Source organism: Acidovorax sp. SRB_24, assembly GCF_012931925.1.
In genome coordinates this window covers 20,306-36,843 of the sequence record NZ_MWOM01000039.1, presented here as the reverse complement: position 1 = coordinate 36,843, position 16,538 = coordinate 20,306, and the positions used below count along the sequence as shown (strand labels likewise).

Below are 16,538 nucleotides of genomic sequence, written 5' to 3'. Positions count from 1 at the left end.
CCCGCCGCGGGCCGGCACGGCCGGCGCAGCGCCGCGTCGCACAGGCCGCGCCCGCCGCGCCGCGCCTGCTGCTGCTGAACAAGCCGTTCGACGTGCTGACGCAGTTCAGCGACGGGGCGGGCCGCGCCACGCTCAAGGACTTTGTCGACGTGCCCGGCGTCTACCCGGCCGGGCGTCTGGACCGCGACAGCGAGGGCCTGCTGCTCCTGACCAACGACGGCCAGCTGCAGGCGCGCATTGCCGACCCGCGCCACAAGCTCGCCAAGACCTACTGGGTGCAGGTCGAAGGCACGCCCAGCGTGGCGCAGCTGCAGCAGCTGTGCGCGGGCGTGCGGCTCAACGACGGCATGACCCTGCCCGCACAGGCCCGCCTGCTGGTCTCACCCGACCTGTGGCCGCGCGACCCGCCCGTGCGCTTGCGCCAGAGCATTCCCACGCACTGGCTCGAACTGGTGATCCGCGAAGGCCGCAACCGCCAGGTGCGGCGCATGACGGCCGCCGTCGGCCTGCCCACGCTGCGCCTGGTGCGCGTGGCCATCGGCCCCTGGGCGCTGGACGGTCTGCAGCCGGGCCAGTGGCGCGAAGTGCCAGCGCCGTGGCCGGGCGGCTGAAGGCCATGCGGCCCTCCAGCGGGCGCCGCTGGCCTTAGCGAGCGCGCCGCGTCAGGCACCATCGCCGACGTTGCCGGTCACGGGCAGCACGATGCCGGTGATGTAGCTCGAGCAGCACGGCGCCGCGAGGAACACGTATGCGGGCGAGAGCTCCTCGGGCTGCGCGGGGCGGCCCAGGTCGGTGTCCTGGCCAAACTGCGCAATGTCGTCGGGCGACTGGTCGGCCGGGTTGAGCGGCGTCCACACCGGGCCGGGCGCGATGGCGTTGACGCGGATGCCCCTGTCGGCCACGTTGGCCGCCAGCGCCTTGGTGAAGGCGTGGATGGCGCCCTTGGTGGTCGAATAGTCGAGCAGCCCCTTGCTGCCGCGCAGGCCGGTCACCGAGCCGGTGTTGATGATGCACGAGCCGCGCTCGAGGTGGGCGAGAGCCGCTTTGGCCATGTGGAAGTAGCCATAGACGTTGGTGCGCAGGGTCTCGTCGAAGCGCTCTTCGCTCAGCTCCTCGAGCGACGCCGCGTGCTCCTGGAAGGCCGCGTTGTTGACCAGCACCTGCAGGCCGCCAAACGCCTTGACGGTCTGCTCGACCGCTGCCTTGCAGAACGCCGCGTCCTTGACGTCGCCTGGGATCAGCAGGCAGCGCCCGCCCTCCTTCTCGACCTGGGCGCGTGTGGCCTCGGCGTCTTCGTGTTCGTTGAGGTAGACGATGGCCACGTTGGCGCCTTCGCGCGCAAACAGCACCGCGACCGCGCGGCCAATGCCCGAGTCGCCGCCGGTGATCAGCGTGGAAAAGCCTTGGAGCTTGCCGCTGCCCCGGTAGTGCTGGGCTTCGAAGCGGGGTGGGAGTTCCATGTCCGCTTCGCGGCCGGGCTTGCGCAGGTGCTGCCGGGGCAGGGGCGGTGCGGGTTCGGCACGGCCGGGGCCGGGCGCCGCCGCTTTCTGGTCGTCTTCCTTTCCCTTGGGGGCTTTTGGTGTGGCGGCGTCGTGCTGGTCTTGCCCTTGCTGCAGGCGGGCCTGTGGTTCTGCGGTGGCCTGGGCGCCTGGCGCGGTGTGTGGGCCGGAAGCAGCGCTGCCGCTGCCGTTCTTCTTGGCGTGCATGGAAATACCTCCTGATAAGCGGAATGCATCAAACCGATCCCATACGAAGCAAGCGCCGTGCCCGTTGGGCATGACCGCCAGCAGCCCGGTGCGGCACGCCGTTTGCTGGGGTCGGGGTTGTGTTCATTTGCCACCCCCACAGGAGCCCCGCTATGAAATCGTTTTCCCTGACCCCTGTCGCCCTGGCGGTCGCCATGGCGCTGGCCTTGCCTGCCGCAGCGCAAATGGGCGGCTCTGCCGGTGGTACCGGCGGCACCGGCAGCACGGGCACCAGCAGTTCCGGCGGGCCCGGCGGCGGCACCGGACCAAGTGGAAGCAGCAGCCCCATGGGCAGCGGCCCAGCCGCCAGCACGCCCCGCAGCACCGCTGCCCCCGCCGCAGCCGGCGCCAGCACGCCCAGCAGCGCCAGTGGGCAGGCGACGGCCGGTGCCATGGCGGCGGTGGACCGCACCTTCATGACCAAGGCCGCCGGCTCGGGCCTGTACGAGGTCGAGGCCTCGCGCCTGGCCGCGCAGCGCGCCAGCAGCGGCGAGGTGCGGGACTTCGCGCAGATGATGGTCTCCGACCATGAAAAGGCCAACCAGGAACTGATGGCGCTGGCCAGCGCCCGCGGCGTGACCCTGCCCCAGGACATGCCTGCGGACAAGCGCAAGGAGTTGGACCGGCTCTCCAAGGCCAAGGATTTCGATGCCGAATACATGCGCAACACCGGCGTGAAAGAGCACAAGGCGGCGGTGGCGCTGTTTGAAAAAGCCAGCACCTCGGCCAAGGACGCGGACTTGAAAGCCTGGGTCGCACAAAAACTCCCCACCCTGCGCGAGCACCTGGAACATGCGCAGAACATCAAGCCCGGCAAGGCCCGCAGCGCCACCGGCGCCTAGGCGCCGCACCGGGCCGCGCACGGCAATTTTTACTTGCCGTGCGTGGCCGCAGCGTCGTTGGCTTCGTAGCCCTTGAGCTTGTTGTAGAGCGTCTTGAGGCTCACCCCGAGCGCGGCGGCCGTGCGCTCCTTGTGGTTGTCGAAATGCCGCAGGGTGCGCAGGATGAGCTGCTGCTCCACGTCCGCCAGCGAACTGCCGACCGGAAAGCTCAGCGCATCGCTGCCCGCCGGGGCACCGGCGCCCACGCCGCGCGGCGCGATCGCGGGGCCCGGGCCATTGGTCGGCAGCCATTCATCGGTGATGGCGGCGCCTTCGGCCATTACATAGGCGCGTTGCAGCACATTGCGCAGCTCGCGCACATTGCCCGGCCACTGGTAGGCCTGCAGCCGCTGCAGCGCCGCGGCCGTGAGCTGCTTGGGCGCGCCCTCGCGCTGGCCGATGTCGCGCAGGAAGTGCTGGCCGAGCAGCTCGATGTCTTCGAGGCGCGCACGCAGCGGCGGCAGCACGATGGGAAACACGTTGAGCCGGTAGAGCAGGTCTTCGCGCAGCGCGCCGGCCTCCACCGCGCCCATCGGGTCGCGGTTGGTGGCGGCGACGATGCGCACGTCGGTGCTGCGCTCGACGCCCGAGCCCACGCGCATGAAGGTGCCGGTCTCGAGCACGCGCAGCAGCTTGACCTGCAGCTCCAGCGGCATCTCCGTCACCTCGTCGAGGAACAGCGTGCCGCCGTGGGCGCGTTCGAAGAACCCCTGGTGCTGGCGGTCGGCGCCGGTGAAGCTGCCCTTTTCGTGGCCGAAGATCTCGCTCTCCATCAGGTGCGGCGAAATGGCCCCGCAGTTCACCGCCAAAAAAGGCTGCTTGCGCCGGCGGCTGAGGTCGTGCACCGTCTGCGCCACCAGTTCCTTGCCGGTGCCGCTTTCGCCGACGATGAAGACCGTCACCGACGTGCCCGCCACGCGGGCGATCTGTTCGTACACGCGCTGCATCGGTTGGGAGCGGCCGACCAGGTGGCCGAAGCGCCCGGTGTCGTGCAGGCTTTGCCGCCACGACTGCAGCTCGGCCGCGATGACCGAGGGGCGCATGACGCGCGAGAGCACGCCGCGCAGGTGCGTGAGGTTGACGGGTTTGACCAGGTAGTCGGCCGCGCCCAGGCGCAGCGCCTCGATCGAGGTCTCGAGCGTGGCGTGGCCGGTGACCAGCACCACCTGCGCGTTGCACAGCAGCGACTGCTCGCCGAACAGCGACAGGCCGCTGCCGTCGGGCAGGTGCAGATCGAGCAGCACCAGATCGGGCGGCTGCAGCGCCATGCACTTGCGCGCTTCTGCCAGCGAATGGGCGGTGGCAACGTTGTAGCCTTCGGACTCGATCAGTGCTGCGAGCATTTCTGCCGCGTCGGCATCGTCGTCAACGATCAGCGCAAGTCCCATGCAAACGCTCCACTTGTTGTTCTGCCACGTGAAGCGCAATTATCTCGGCCGGCCCGCGCGCGCCTGTAACGCCCTGTACCAACAAGGCCTGTCCGTGCCGCTGCGGTGCTGGCCGCTTTGCGGGTCCAGGGCTGGCGCAAACACGGGCGTCCGCGGACCCCCGCCCCGCGGTCACCCCGGTTCAGGCCCGCAAAAATCCTTGCACGCTGCGGGGGTGGGAAACAAAAAAGAAAAGGCCCCAAAAGGCTGCGCCCCCGCCGCGCGGCGCCACGAGGGGAACGGGGGGGCCGTGCCGAGCGTGCGGCTCAGGGCGCAGCCTGATGGGCGGTCTCGGCCGGGCCGTCGGCGTGCTGGAGAAATTCCTGGGTGATCGCGGGAATCTGGCCGAAAAGCCAATCGGCCATGGCCCTTTCTTGCGCCAGGATGCGCTCGCACACCTGCTGGGTTTGCGTGTCGCCCACCTGGTGGGCGCCGCTCTGCAGCATCCGGTACGAGCCGATCTCGAGGTGCTTGAAGGCATAGACGCTCAGCACCGCCTCGGCACCTGCGTCGGACACGCGCAGGCCACTGGCGCACTGCGCCACGGGCTCTGCCAGGGCGACCGCTGGCATGCCCCAGGGGACGGCACCGCCACGGCGCTCGATGCACTCGCGCAGCAGACGGCCTTGCTGGCGGCTCTCGCAGGCATGCAGCTGCAGGCGCTCCTGCAGCCGGGGGCAGTGGCCCAGGCGTGCCGCAGCACCCGTGAGCATGCGTTCGGCATGCTCTTCCATGGCATGCGCCTCGCGCAGCCAGTCCGTCAGGTTTTGTTCGGAAGCTTTCATGCCTGTCCTTTCAGCCCTGGAAAAAGATGCTGCCCATCCGACCACGGCGCCGCACCCCTTCCGCCGTGCGGGCGGCCAGCTCCCTGGAAAACCGGCAAGCCGCATGCCCGGACGCTGCAGGGGACCGGTTTCTGTGCCACGAACCGTATGCGCGGGCGGCGCAGCCGGCCCGGCCGCGCGACCCTCCGGGCGCAGGGCACCAGGGCGTCCGCGCCGCCGCGGCTTCAAGCAAAATCGGCCCTCAGCCATTACCTGTCAATCGTATACTGCTATACAAAATATAGCGCCATGCGTCAGCCACCGCTTGGCACCCGAACGCAGCGGCGCCTGCGCGGGCCTCAGGCCTCGCTGTAGAGCGCTGCGCGCCACTGCGCGGCATCGACCGGCTTGACCAGGTAGGCGTCAAACCCTGCCTTGAGCGCGTCGCGCCGGCTGTGCGCCTGGCCGTAGCCCGTGACGGCCACCATGCGCCCGGCATAGCCACCGGCGCGCGCGCGCCGTGCCACCTCAAAGCCGTCCAGGCCGGGCAGGCCGATGTCGACGATGGCGGCATCGGGGCGCTGGGCGAGCAGCTGCGCCAGGCCCGTGCGCCCGTCGGCCGCCGTGGCCACGCCGTGCCCGTCGAGTTCGAGCATGGCCTGCATCGACTGGCGCACGTCGTCGTTGTCTTCCATCAGCACCACGGCCAGCGGCCTGCTGCGCAGGCCGCCGCGCTGCGCCGCGGATGGCACGGCCGGTGGCGGGCCCGGCGCGGCGCTGTGCGCCAGCGCGGCACCAGGCTGTTCGGCCGCCCAGGTCGGCAGGCGCACCGTGAAGGTCGCGCCTTCGCCGGGCACGCTTTGCACCTCGACGGTGCCGCCGTGCAGTTCGACCAGGCGGCGCACCATCGTCAGGCCCACGCCCAGCCCGCCGCCGCGCCGGTGCAGCGGCCGCTCGCCCTGCACGAACAGCTCGAAAACCTGCGGCAGCAGCGCCGGCGCAATGCCGCTGCCCTCGTCGCTCACGCGCAAGAGTGCATTGCCGCCCTCGGGGCGCACTTCCACGCGGATCGGTGCGCCGGCGGGCGAATACTGCATGGCATTGGTCAGCAGGTTGACGACCACTTGCTCCAGGCGCACGCTGTCTCCGCACACCAGCACGGTCTCGAGCGAGAACGTCCACGCGTGCGCATTCAGCTCCCCGGCCAGCTCCAGCGCGTCGCGCACGCGCTCGACCACCTGCGCCAGGTCCAGGGGCGCGCGCACCATGCGCACCTTGCCGGTCGCGACGCGCCCGGCGTCGAGCAGGTCGCCCACCATGTGGGTGAGGTGGCGCGTCTGGCGCGTGACGACCGCCAGCGCGCGCTGGGCCGTGGCCGGCCCGCCCGCGCCGCTGTCGAGCACTTCCAGCGCGGCCGTGATGGCGCCGAGCGGGTTGCGCAGTTCGTGGCTGAGCATGGTCAGGAATTCGTCTTTGGCGCGGTTGGCGGCCTCGGCCTGCCGGCGCGCGGCCTGCTCCTGCTCGGTCTGCCGCTGGCCGCGCAGCTGCGCCTCTTTCTGTTCGGTCGCGTCCACCATCGTGCCCGAGGCGTGCTCGGGCTGGCCGTCGGGGCCGTAGCGCAGCAGCACGCGGCACGACAGCCAGCGCACCACCGTGCCTTCGGCGTCCTCGATGCCTTCGCCGGGCGCCGCCTTCACGCGGTATTCGAGGCTCGCGCGCTCGGCCCGCTGCGCCACCGCCTCGGCCAGCACACGGCGCAGCACCGGCCGATCGCGTGCGTCGACCAGCTCCAGCCAGTCCTGCAGGTGCGCCAGCGGCGCTGGCTCGGGCGCGCGCAGCAGCTGCCGCATGCCGGGCGTGCACACCAGCGCGTCGCTGCCGTAGCTGTATTCGAAGAAGCCGACATGGCCCGCCTCCTGCGCCAGGTCGATGAGGCGCTGGCGCGCATGCTGGCCCTCGTCGGCCGCCAGCCACAGCGCCACCACCTGCTTGAGTTCGGTGATGTCCATGACGGCGCTCACGGCGCCGCGTGCACGCCCCTGCGCGTCGAGCAGCGGCACCGCGCTGGCCACGACGAACGCGGGCGAGCGGCCTTCGACGCGCATCTCCATCTCCATCGCGCCCACGGTTTCGGCGTGCATGCAGGCGCGCAGCAGCGGCTGCTCGCCGGGCTCCAGGCGCCGGCCGCGGTAGAACACCTGCACGCCGCCAGGACGGCGCTGGGCATCCAGCCCCAGCAGTTGCTTCATAGCCGGGTTGTAGAGGATGCTGCGCCCCATGCTGTCCTCGGCAAACGCCAGCCCGATCGGGCTGCTGTTGAACAGCGTCTCGAACTCCGCGGCCTTGTTCTGCAGCGCCTCGCGTGCGGCGTTGTCGCGCTCGCGCGCCCGCTGCAGCGAACGGCCCAGCTGCGCGATCTCGAGCACCGGCAGATGCTGGCCGGGCGGCACCAGGCCGCCCGCGGCCAGGCGGCGCAGCGGCTCGGCCAGGCGCCAGGCCAGCAGCAGCGCCAGCGTCACCCCGAGCAGCAGCGATGCGCCCATGGTCGTCAGGGCCGACAGCACGATGCTGTGCTCTGCGGCGCGGATGGGCCCGGCCGGCAGGCCGACGCTGGCGCTCCAGCTGGTGTCCCCGACCCGGTGCCAGGTGGACAGCACCGCGTCGGTTTGCAGCACCACGGTCTGCCGGGCGCTGTCGTTGCGGCGCTGGAACCCGCGCGCGGCCTCGGAGGCCAGTTGCGCCGGCGTCTCGGGCGTGGCCTGGTCCGGGCCGGGCGGAGCGGGGGCCAGCGGCGCCTCCTTGATCGCAATCGCGCGCTCGTTCGTGTCGAACAGTGCGGCGTATCCGCCCTCGGGCACCGCCGCGCTGTCGAGCAGCCGCAGCCACGAAGCGGCCGACATGCGGGTGCCCAGCACGTGCTGGACCACTCCGTTCTGGTAGACCGGCACGGCCAGCACCACGACCTGCGTGCCCTCCGCCGTGTGCCATGACAGGTCGGAGACGGCGCCGCGCCCCCGCGCCAGCACCTTGAACACCAGGGCGCGCGTTTCCTCGTGCACCGGCAGCAGCCCATGGGGCGGTGCGGCCGTGTCGAGCAGCATGCGCCCCATGGCATCGGTGACGAAGACGCTGCGCCACTGCGAGCGGCGCAGCGGCATCTGGCGCAGGTATTTCTCGAAGGCGGGCATGTCGCCGTCCTGCAGCGCCTGGGCCATGCTCAGCGAGGTCAGCGCGTCGAACGACGCGGTCAGGTCCTGTTCGGCCATCTGCGCCAGGCCCGCCGCGGCCTGCTGGAGCATGGCGACCGCGCTGTGGCGCCCGCTGCGCACGTCGCTGGCGACCTTGTAGGTCAGCAACAGCGCCACGGGCACCGTGGCCAGCAGAATCACCGCGACCAAATAGGTCTTGAGCGAGGCGGCCGGCATGCGCCGATCCAGCCGCGCAGTGGCACGGCGCATCCGGCGCCGGCACCACAGCCGGGCAAAACGCATTTTTTTTCCCATCACGGCACGCCGCTTGCTCCATGAATGCATACGTAGACACCTCCGCCTCACTGCGGTAAAGCAAACAACGCGCCTGCTTTCTGCGGGGACGTTGCGCCGTGCCCCCACGGGCGGGCCGTGCGCTTGGGTGCGGCGCCACGCGCATCGGTGCGAAACCGCCGGCGGCACCGGTGCCTGGGGTCGGCAGATCCAGGCCTGGGATTCAACGCCGGTGGGCCACGCCCTGCGCATCCGCTGGCGCAGAGTTTGCCGCAATAGTTACCTGAGAGCACCCGATGGCATGGGCCGCCGGTGGCCACCGGGCACCGGCCCAGTCAAGCCCAGGTGGGCGGCCGGCTCCCCCTGCGTCCGGGGTGGGCCCGCCAAGCCACCGCGTGGCATGCACCTTGCAGTGCGAACAGGTGGTGCCGCACCGCCTCCCCGCCTTCGGGCCCTCTCGGTGGGGGGCAGACCTTCCTCTCCGCGCGGACCAAGGACCGGGGGCCGGGGCAGATGCTTCGGCAAACGCGGGGCCGGCGCAGTGGCCCGGCCCCGGCGAAGCGCCCATGGCGTGGCAGAGAGCGGTGCCGTCCTGTTTGTCTTATGCCTGGAGTTCCTGTCCCATGCCTGTGCTTGCCCTTCAGTTCCAGCATGCCCAGCAGCACACCATGTCGCCACGGCTGCAAAGAGCGGTGGCCCTGCTGCAAATGTCCACGGCCGAGTTCAACCAAGCCATTTCATCGACCCTCGCAGACAACCCGTTCCTGGAAGCCGAGGAGCACGGCGCGCCGCCGCCTGCGCCGAGCACCGCAGGAGCTGCCAGCGCGGCAGACGCTGCGGCCGCGGAGGCGGCCCTCGGCGCCGGCGGGCCCACGGATGCCGACCCCGGTTCCGCCGATGCACGCGGCCCGTCCGAGTCCCCCGGTGACACCGCGGACGAAGCCTGGGCCGGCGCGCCCGACACCGCACCGTGGGAGGCCGCCACCCTGTCCGATGCCGGCGGCGAGCGCCAGAGCGCAGCGCCTTTCGACCCGATGGACGCTGTGGCCATGGGCACCACGCTGCACGAGCACCTGCAGGCCCAGCTGCGCCTGATGCGGCTGCCCGACCGCAGCTTCGTGCTGGCCTGCCTGGTGGCGCAGGAACTGCAGGACGACGGTTACCTGCGCTGCGACCTGCGCGAACTGGCCGCGACCGCCGACCTGGCGCCGTGCGCCACCGCAGAGGAACTCGAAACGGCGCTGGCGTGCGTGCAAAGCCTGGAGCCCGCGGGCGTGGGCGCGCGCGATCTGGCCGAATGCCTGGCGCTGCAGCTCGGAGCCGTGCCCTGCGCGCGCGCGCGCGCCCTGTGTGCTCGGCTGCTGGAGCACGTGCACCGCACCGGTACGCTGGGCGATGCGCGCCAGGTGGCGCGCACCCTGCGCTGCACCGCCGAGGCCGCGCACGACGCGCTGCAGGGCCTGCGCCGGCTCGACCCGCACCCGGGCTGGCAGGTGGGCGGTCCCCCGACGCGCTACATCACGCCCGATGTGATCGTGCGGCGCACGCGCAGCGGCTGGACGGCGATGCTCAACGACGCGGTGGTGCCGAAGGTCCATGTCAACACCACCTATGCCACCCTGCTGCAGAAGAGCCCGCGCGGTGCCTGCAGCGAATTGACCGCGCAGCTCAATGAGGCGCGCTGGACGGTGCGGCACGTGGCGCAGCGCTTCTCCACCATCCTGCAGGTGGCGCAGTCGATCCTGCGGCGCCAGCAGCCGTTTTTCGACCATGGGCCCATGGCGATGCGGCCGCTGGGCCTGCGCGAGGTGGCCGATGAACTGGGCGTGCACATCTCCACCGTCTCGCGCGTCACGCACCAGAAATACATGGCCACGCCCTCGGGCACGTTCGAACTCAAGCACTTCTTCTCGCGTGCGCTGTCCTCCGAAACAGGCGCCGGGTACTCGCCCACTGCCATCCGCGGTCTGGTGCAGGAGATGATCGCCAGCGAATCCGCGCTGCAGCGCCTCTCGGACGTGGCCATCGCGCAGCAGCTGCAGCGCCAGGGCATCGACGTGGCGCGCCGCACCGTGACCAAATACCGCCAGCAGCTGGGCCTGCCGCCGGCCGAGCAGCGCGCTGCGGGCCCTCCGCACTGAAGGCCCCCGCGGGCTGCCCCTTCAGCCCCCGCCTGCTGTCCGCGTCTGTCGCGAGATCCGATCCACCGGGTTCGAGCGAGGGACCGTTTGGCCTGTCCACCAGTCTGGCCGAGATGGCGCCCAGGGCATCATCGGCGCGATCACCCCAGCGGCCGCAAAAAACCGCAAGGCGATCCAAACCCCCTTCCTCTGCCGCGATTCGCTCTCTTTTCCATAGCTTCATGCGCTTGCCAGTTCAGCGACAGAGCCGTTTTCAGCCAAAAAAAGGCCGCACCCCAAGGCACGGCCCTGTCGCCCGACCGCACGCCGGCCCGCCGGCGCACGCGGGGGCATTCCCGTTATTTATGGCGGCTGCTGCTCGAGCCGGAGGAGGAGCTGTCGCTGCCCGTGCCGGAAGAGCCGCTGCTGCCGCTGCTGCCCGAACCGCTGCTTCCCGTAGCTCCGCTGCTGCCCGTGCTGCTGGCGGAACCCGCCGTGCCCTGGGAGCCCGAACTGCCGCTGCCCGAAGCCGTGCCATGCTGGCCGGGTGAGCCTGCCCCGGAAGCGCTGGTGTGGCCGCCCGAGGAAGTCGAGGTGCTGCCGCCGCTTTGCGAGCCGCTGCTACCCTGGTCCTGCCCCTGGCCGCTGCGGCGGCCGCTGCGCCATTTGCCGAACTCATCGGAGAACTTGCTGTAACGCTCTTGGCGCCAGGCGTCGTAGTCCTCGTCGAGCTGGCGCAGCTGGTCGTTGCGCCACTGGTGGTAGTCGTGGTCGTGGTGCATGCCGCCCTGGCCACCGCCTTGCTGCGGGCCATAGCTGCCCTGCGAGCCTCCACCGTAGCCGCCTTGCGAACCGCCGTAGCCGCCCTGGTGCGAGGCACCGCCATAGCCGCCCTGGTGCGAACCGTAGCCGCCCTGCGCGCCGCCGTATCCCCCCTGGCCCTGGTACGAGGAGCCGCCGCCCTGCTGGGAACCCCAGTGGCCGCCTTGCGAGCCGCCGTAGCCCTGGGTCGAGTTACCGCCGTAGTTGCGGCTTTGGCCGCCCTCGATGCCGTAGTCCATCTCACCGGTCAGGTCATGGCGCATGCCCTGCGAGCCCTGGCCCGACTGCTGGCCGCCCTGGCCGTAGGAGCTGCCGCCGTAGCCGCCATAGCCACCGCTCGAACCCTGTCCATACGACGCGCCACCGCCGTATCCACCTTGCTGGCCCTGGCCGCCATAGCCACCCTGTTGGCTCTGGCCACCGCCGTAGCCGCCTTGGTGCCCTTGACCGCCGTAGCCGCCTTGCTGGCTCTGGCCGCCGTAGCTGCCTTGCTGGCTTTGGCCACCCTGGTAGCCCTGCGAGCCGCCGCCCTGGCGGCTGTCATCGCGCATGCCGTAATTGGCGTACTCGCCCGTATTGCCCTGTCCCGGGTTGCCCTGCTGGGAACCGCGATCGTCGTTGCCCCGGCTCTGATCCTGATAGTTACGCGATTGCATGGAAGATCCTTTCAGTAAAACGAGTTCGGCAGCCATCTGCCGCAAGTGGCATAGCCAGCGGCTGCCGTTGGGGGCAGCCGCCGGTGTGCACGGTGTCTCTTCGGCAATCGGTGTGCCCGGCCAAGCAGGCACAGCTTTTGCTCCCGTCCATGGTGTCTCCACCAACCCGGGAGCTTTCATGCCTAAAAGCCAATGGAGCGCCAAGCGCGAACGCCAGTACGAACACATCAAAGGCAGCGAGCTCAAGGAAGGCAAGTCCGCCCCGGTGGCCGAGGAGATTGCCGCCCGCACCGTCAACAAAGTGCGCGCGCAAAAGGGGGAAGCGCGCGCGAGCAGCCGCACCTCGACCGACGATCTCTCGCCCAGCCGGCGCGGTGGCCTGCGTTCGCACAGCGGCGCGCGCGGGCGCACGCGCGCACAGCTGTACGAAGAGGCACGCCAGCGCGGCATTGCCGGGCGCTCGAACATGACCAAAAGCCAGCTGGAGGCCGCGCTCAAGCGCTGAAGCGCGCCTGTGCGGCCGGCCCCGTTGGCCTGCTCCGGGGGGCACGGTCGCACTATTTGCCGCAAAAGATGCCAGGCCCATGCAACGCCTCCCCTGCGGTGGGTGGCATGGCCGCAAGGCTTCCCGTGGGCTGCGCCTCCCGATCAGCCCCCGGCTTTTTTGCGCCGCACGCTGTCGAATGGATGGCGCCCGCGCGAGCGGGCCGCATTTGAGCGTGTGCGCCATGTGCTGCAGCGCCCGATGCGCCTGTGCGGTTGCGGCGGCCACGCAGTCGCCGGCACCCCCACGGCATCACCGCGCATGAACGCATCGACCGCCATGAAATGCACGCACATGTCGGCCGCCAGGCCCACGAGGACGATCTTTTCCCCGCCGATCTCGCGCAGCAGCATGTCCAGCGGCGTGGCAAAAAAGGCCGAATGGCGGGGCTTGAGCACCGTCAGATCGCCCGTGCCCGGCGCCAGCCAACCCTCGGCCCCCTCGAAGTCCAGCGGGGGGATGAAATCGAGCAGCAGCAGCGCCACGCGGCTCGAAGGCGGGGCAGGGCACGGCGCGCGAGGACGGCAAGGAAGGCCGCTTGCTTTCGGGCATGGCGGTCGGCGCGCATGCGCAAAAAAGGCAGAAAGAACTGCGCCCTGCCTTCGGAACCGAAGCAGGGCGCAAAGGCGATGCGTGCGCTTCTATCGCACCATCGGCCGATCGGCGCGGGGGTCAGCGGTCATTCTTGTGGCTCTGGCGCCCGGCTGCGGCATGCTGTTCGCTGGTGCCGCCCCGGGTGCTCGAACCCGATCCCCCCGACCCCGCGGTCTGCCCGCCGCCGCTGCCGGAGCGGTTGCCACTGCCGGAGTCGCTGCCGCTGCCGGAGGACCGGCTGCCCGACGAGCCTCCTTCGCTGGAAGAGCCGGAGCCGCCATGGCTCTTTTTGCCCGCTTCGCGGGCCTCTTGAGAGGTGAATTCATGGGCGTTGCCGCTCTGGTGGGCGGCACGGCCTCCTTCTGCAGCAATCTCACGCTGCTGTTGAGGGTCCATTGCAGCAAAACCGCGATGGGAAGAATCGCTGCCCCCTTGACTGCCGCTGCCGCTGCTGCGACCGCCACTGCCGCCTTGGTTGCCGCCCTGGTTGCCTTGATTTCCGCCTTGGTTGGTCGAAGCCATGGTGATCTCCTGTGCAAAGTGAATACATAACGTAGTGATGCGCTGAAAGGATTTCAGTTCGCACAGCAGGGCGGCAAACAGCGTGCCCGCAAACGGCCGGGGCGCCTCCGTCCGGGCCGGAAAAGGCGGCGCCGGCACGCCCGCGGGCAAGGCTTGCAACAAGGCTTACCGGCGGCCATGCCGGGCTGCACCGGCCCTCCAAAAATTTCGGGCGTTTTGGGGCTTTGGCGCTTATGGGACAAGCGCATGAAGCTCCTGTTTCAGGAGCACACAACCCCGTGCGCGCGCTACTTGACCTGCTGCTTTTCGAGCTTGCGCGCCAGCGTGCGCCGGTGCATGCCCAGGCGCCGCGCGGTCTCGGAGATGTTGAAGCCTGTCTCGGCCAGCACCTCGTGGATGCGCTCCCACTCCAGCGTCTTGATGGACGAGGAGCGGTTGGTCAGCTCGACCTCGGTGCGGCCCTCGGCGCGGCCGAAGGCCGCCTCGATGTCGTCGGTGTTCGATGGCTTGGCCAGGTAATGGCAGGCCCCCAGCTTGATGGCCTCGACCGCGGTGGCGATGCTGGCAAAGCCGGTGAGCACGACGATCAGCATGTCGGCGCTGTGCGCGTGCAGCGCCTGCACGCAGGCCAGGCCCGAGGCGTCGCCGTGGAGCTTGAGATCGACCACCGCGTAGCCCGGCGAATGCGTGCGCAGCAGCGCCAGCGCCTCGCCCTGGCTGCTGGCCAGCAGCACGCGGTAGCCGCGCCGCTCGAACGAGCGGCCGAGCGTGCGCGCAAAGGCCGCGTCGTCCTCGACCACCAGCAGCAATCGTTCAGTCGGCATGGGCAGCGTCCTCCAGGGTCACGGCCGACAGCGGCAGCCGAAGGGTCACGCTGGCACCGCCGCCGGGGCGATTGCAGGCGCTCACCGTGCCGCCCAGCGTGCGCGCCACGTTCACCGCCAGGAACAGGCCCAGGCCCGCGCCGGGGCGGCCCTTGGTGGACTGGTAGGGCGTGCCGAAGTTCGCCAGCATGCCGGGGGCGAAGCCCGGTCCCGTGTCGGTCACGGTGAGCACGAGCATGCCGTCCTCGCGCGTGGCGTCCAGGTGCATGCCGGTGGGCGAGGCCTCGAGGGCGTTGTCGAGCACATTGCAGATCATCTGCTGCACCGCCGAGTCCGAGACCATGGGCAGATCGGGGCCGATGTGGTTGGCATAGGTCAGCGCCGCCGAGGACCGCGTGACGCGCCACATCTGCACCAGGCCGTCGAGAAAGGCGTGCAGCGTGGTCCCGGCAGACGATTCGCCGCGCGCCTCGCCGGCCGACAGCAGGATGCCGCTCAGGATGGTCTTGCAGCGCTGCAGCTCATGCTCCATCTCGGCGATTTCCTGCAGCAGCTCGGGCTGCTGGGCAAAGGCCGGCATGCGCCGCCAGTCGCCCAGGATCACCGCCAGCGTGGCCAGCGGCGTGCCCAGCTCGTGCGCGGCGCCCGAGGCCAGCAGGCCCATGCGCACGATGTGCTCATGCTCGGCGGCGCGCTGGCGCAGGCTGGCCAGGCGTGCGTCGCGCTGGCGCAGGTTGCGGCTGATGCGGGTGATGAAGACCCCGACCAGCGCCGCATTGAGCACGAAACAGACCAGAAAGCCCTGCATCTGCGGGCTCGCCAGCCCCGCCTCCAGCCCCTGGGCGAACACCAGCGGCGGGCTGACCGCGGCCAGCGCGACAAAACAGGCCGTGGTGATGGCCACCATCGCCCACACCGTCCAGCCGCTGAGCAGCACCGCGCCCAGCGTCACCTGCAGCAGATACAGGAAAGAAAAGGGGTTGGTGGCGCCGCCGCTGAGGTGCAGCAGCGCCGTGAGCATGAGCACATCGACCAGCAGCGCAAAGAACAGCTCGCCGTTGGCGACGCGGCGGCCCCTGCGCCAGCGCAGCATGCTGGCCGCGTTGAACAGCACCAGGCAGGCGATCACGGTCCCGATCTGCGGCAGCGGCAGTGGCACGCCAAAGGTGTAGCGCGCCACCTCGATGGTGAGGATCTGCCCGACCACGGCGAACCAGCGCAGCTGGATCAGCTGCTGCATGTTCTTGAAGCCCGTGGCGTCGCCGCGTTCGGCGCTGCGCGCGGCGGCACTGGGCGGCGGGAGCGCAGCGGCGGCGGGCGTCAGGCGGGCGGGCATCGGCACATTTTCAGCCGGCGGGCGGCGCCCTGCGCGCGCTGTGGCCTCTCGCGCACCCGTGCCCGCCGCGCAGCGCGTGCCAGGTGCCGGCGGCGACCATCAGCGCCAGCGCATACCAGGTGAGCGCGTACGCCAAGTGGTGGTCGGTGAACTGCACCACGGTGAGTCCCCCGATCGGCGCTGCAGCGCCGGCCTGCGGCGGGGCCGCATCGGCATCGACGAAAAACGGCGCCACCGGCCCCAGGCCGCGCGCGGCGGCGATGGCCTGCACATCGCGCGAATACCAGCGCCCGTTCTGCGGATCGTTGCGGCGCAGAAAGCCGCCGCCGGGCTCGCTCAGGCGCAGCAGCCCGGTCACGCTGACAGGGGCCTGCGGGTCGGCCACGGGGCGCGTGGCGGGGTCGCGCAGCGCGGGCGGCACGAAGCCGCGGTTGACCAGCACGGTGCCGTCGGTGGCGCGCAGCGGGGTCAGCACCCAGAAGCCCGGGCCGTGCACCGTGACCGCCTGCACCAGCACCTCGTGCGCATGCAGGAACATGCCGCTCAGGCGCACATGGCGGTAGGCGTCGTCGGCCGCGTTCACCTGCGGCCATTGGTCCGGGCCGGGGACGGCCACCGCGGGCGCATGCACGCGCTCTTCGACGCGCGCGACGAGTTCATGCTTCCAGGCGCGCCGCTGCACCTGCCAGCTGCCCAGCGCCACGAAGCCAAGGAACAGCGCCAAGGCACACAGCGCCACCAGCGCCCGCACCCAGGGCGGGTGTGGCAGCGCGTCGCCCGGCAGGGCCGGGGACGGCGTGGCGGCGGGCTGGCGTGTCACG

General features: G+C 70.7%; 14 protein-coding genes. 4 read left to right on the top strand and 10 right to left on the bottom strand.

The genetic code is table 11. From position 1 onward, the window contains the following. The coding region (locus B2J89_RS13875; RefSeq protein ID WP_205763834.1) for a pseudouridine synthase at positions 1 to 611 on the top strand (611 nt) is incomplete at its 5' end. 51 nt (positions 612 to 662) lie between these two features. Here the strand turns inward: B2J89_RS13875 and B2J89_RS13870 are convergent. Continuing rightward, positions 663 to 1,706 (bottom strand): SDR family oxidoreductase, encoded by a 1,044-nt coding sequence (locus B2J89_RS13870; RefSeq protein WP_169169679.1) that lies wholly within the window; start codon positions 1,704 to 1,706, stop codon positions 663 to 665. Between the two features lie 152 nt (positions 1,707 to 1,858). Here B2J89_RS13870 and B2J89_RS13865 point away from each other — a divergent pair, with 152 nt between their 5' ends. Beyond that, positions 1,859 to 2,587 carry a DUF4142 domain-containing protein gene (locus tag B2J89_RS13865; protein ID WP_169169678.1) on the top strand — a complete coding sequence of 243 codons (729 nt, stop codon included), beginning with the start codon at positions 1,859 to 1,861 and terminating at the stop codon, positions 2,585 to 2,587. Positions 2,588 to 2,616: 29 nt separating this feature from the next. Here B2J89_RS13865 and B2J89_RS13860 read toward each other — a convergent pair whose 3' ends face one another. From B2J89_RS13860 to B2J89_RS13850, 3 genes are all read right to left on the bottom strand, one after another. Beyond that, positions 2,617 to 4,014 (bottom strand): sigma-54 dependent transcriptional regulator, encoded by a 1,398-nt coding sequence (locus B2J89_RS13860; protein WP_169169677.1) that lies wholly within the window; start codon positions 4,012 to 4,014, stop codon positions 2,617 to 2,619. Between the two features lie 305 nt (positions 4,015 to 4,319). Beyond that, a complete protein-coding gene (locus B2J89_RS13855) occupies positions 4,320 to 4,838 on the bottom strand; it encodes a DUF892 family protein (RefSeq protein WP_169169676.1) in 519 nt (172 codons plus the stop codon). 338 nt (positions 4,839 to 5,176) lie between these two features. Then, a complete protein-coding gene (locus B2J89_RS13850) occupies positions 5,177 to 8,242 on the bottom strand; it encodes an ATP-binding protein (protein ID WP_240965026.1) in 3,066 nt (1,021 codons plus the stop codon). Positions 8,243 to 8,922: 680 nt separating this feature from the next. Between B2J89_RS13850 and rpoN the strand changes: the two genes are divergently transcribed. Next, positions 8,923 to 10,440 (top strand): RNA polymerase factor sigma-54, encoded by a 1,518-nt coding sequence (rpoN, locus tag B2J89_RS13845; RefSeq protein ID WP_169169675.1) that lies wholly within the window; start codon positions 8,923 to 8,925, stop codon positions 10,438 to 10,440. A gap of 338 nt (positions 10,441 to 10,778) precedes the next feature. On the opposite strand, the gene B2J89_RS13840 is transcribed toward rpoN, so the two are convergent. Continuing rightward, positions 10,779 to 11,897 carry a hypothetical protein gene (locus B2J89_RS13840; RefSeq protein WP_169169674.1) on the bottom strand — a complete coding sequence of 373 codons (1,119 nt, stop codon included), beginning with the start codon at positions 11,895 to 11,897 and terminating at the stop codon, positions 10,779 to 10,781. A 178-nt stretch (positions 11,898 to 12,075) separates the two neighbouring features. On the opposite strand from B2J89_RS13840, the gene B2J89_RS13835 reads away from it, so the two are divergent. Further along, complete coding sequence (locus B2J89_RS13835) at positions 12,076 to 12,402, top strand: plasmid stabilization protein (protein ID WP_169169673.1); 327 nt, start codon at positions 12,076 to 12,078, stop codon at positions 12,400 to 12,402. 143 nt (positions 12,403 to 12,545) lie between these two features. Here B2J89_RS13835 and B2J89_RS13830 read toward each other — a convergent pair whose 3' ends face one another. From B2J89_RS13830 to B2J89_RS13810, 5 genes are all read right to left on the bottom strand, one after another. Further along, the gene (locus B2J89_RS13830; protein ID WP_206041916.1) at positions 12,546 to 12,926 is read right to left on the bottom strand and encodes an isochorismatase family protein; all 381 of its coding nucleotides are present in this window, start codon (positions 12,924 to 12,926) and stop codon (positions 12,546 to 12,548) included. 187 nt (positions 12,927 to 13,113) lie between these two features. Next, positions 13,114 to 13,557, bottom strand: a complete 444-nt coding sequence (locus B2J89_RS13825) for a KGG domain-containing protein (protein WP_169169682.1) — start codon at positions 13,555 to 13,557, stop codon at positions 13,114 to 13,116. A 287-nt stretch (positions 13,558 to 13,844) separates the two neighbouring features. Next, on the bottom strand, positions 13,845 to 14,381 hold the full coding sequence (locus tag B2J89_RS13820; RefSeq protein WP_169169672.1) for a response regulator transcription factor: 537 nt from the start codon (positions 14,379 to 14,381) through the stop codon (positions 13,845 to 13,847). Further along, the gene (locus B2J89_RS13815) at positions 14,371 to 15,717 is read right to left on the bottom strand and encodes an ATP-binding protein (RefSeq protein WP_169169671.1); all 1,347 of its coding nucleotides are present in this window, start codon (positions 15,715 to 15,717) and stop codon (positions 14,371 to 14,373) included. Before B2J89_RS13815 ends, B2J89_RS13820 begins: the two co-directional genes overlap by 11 nt. A gap of 10 nt (positions 15,718 to 15,727) precedes the next feature. Further along, positions 15,728 to 16,537 carry an SURF1 family protein gene (locus B2J89_RS13810; protein ID WP_169169670.1) on the bottom strand — a complete coding sequence of 270 codons (810 nt, stop codon included), beginning with the start codon at positions 16,535 to 16,537 and terminating at the stop codon, positions 15,728 to 15,730. Position 16,538 lies beyond the last annotated feature (1 nt).

Excerpts from the sequence above, each read along its gene's own strand:
- B2J89_RS13865 (WP_169169678.1), top strand. The coding sequence starts at position 1,859 with ATGAAATCGTTTTCCCTGACCCCTGTCGCCCTGGCGGTCGCCATGGCG.
- B2J89_RS13860 (WP_169169677.1), bottom strand. The coding sequence starts at position 4,014 with ATGGGACTTGCGCTGATCGTTGACGACGATGCCGACGCGGCAGAAATG.
- B2J89_RS13870 (WP_169169679.1), bottom strand. The coding sequence starts at position 1,706 with ATGCACGCCAAGAAGAACGGCAGCGGCAGCGCTGCTTCCGGCCCACAC.
- B2J89_RS13825 (WP_169169682.1), bottom strand. The coding sequence starts at position 13,557 with ATGGCTTCGACCAACCAAGGCGGAAATCAAGGCAACCAGGGCGGCAAC.
- B2J89_RS13815 (WP_169169671.1), bottom strand. The coding sequence starts at position 15,717 with ATGCCCGCCCGCCTGACGCCCGCCGCCGCTGCGCTCCCGCCGCCCAGT.
- rpoN (WP_169169675.1), top strand. The coding sequence starts at position 8,923 with ATGCCTGTGCTTGCCCTTCAGTTCCAGCATGCCCAGCAGCACACCATG.
- B2J89_RS13850 (WP_240965026.1), bottom strand. The coding sequence starts at position 8,242 with ATGCCGGCCGCCTCGCTCAAGACCTATTTGGTCGCGGTGATTCTGCTG.
- B2J89_RS13835 (WP_169169673.1), top strand. The coding sequence starts at position 12,076 with ATGCCTAAAAGCCAATGGAGCGCCAAGCGCGAACGCCAGTACGAACAC.
- B2J89_RS13855 (WP_169169676.1), bottom strand. The coding sequence starts at position 4,838 with ATGAAAGCTTCCGAACAAAACCTGACGGACTGGCTGCGCGAGGCGCAT.
- B2J89_RS13820 (WP_169169672.1), bottom strand. The coding sequence starts at position 14,381 with ATGCCGACTGAACGATTGCTGCTGGTGGTCGAGGACGACGCGGCCTTT.
- B2J89_RS13840 (WP_169169674.1), bottom strand. The coding sequence starts at position 11,897 with ATGCAATCGCGTAACTATCAGGATCAGAGCCGGGGCAACGACGATCGC.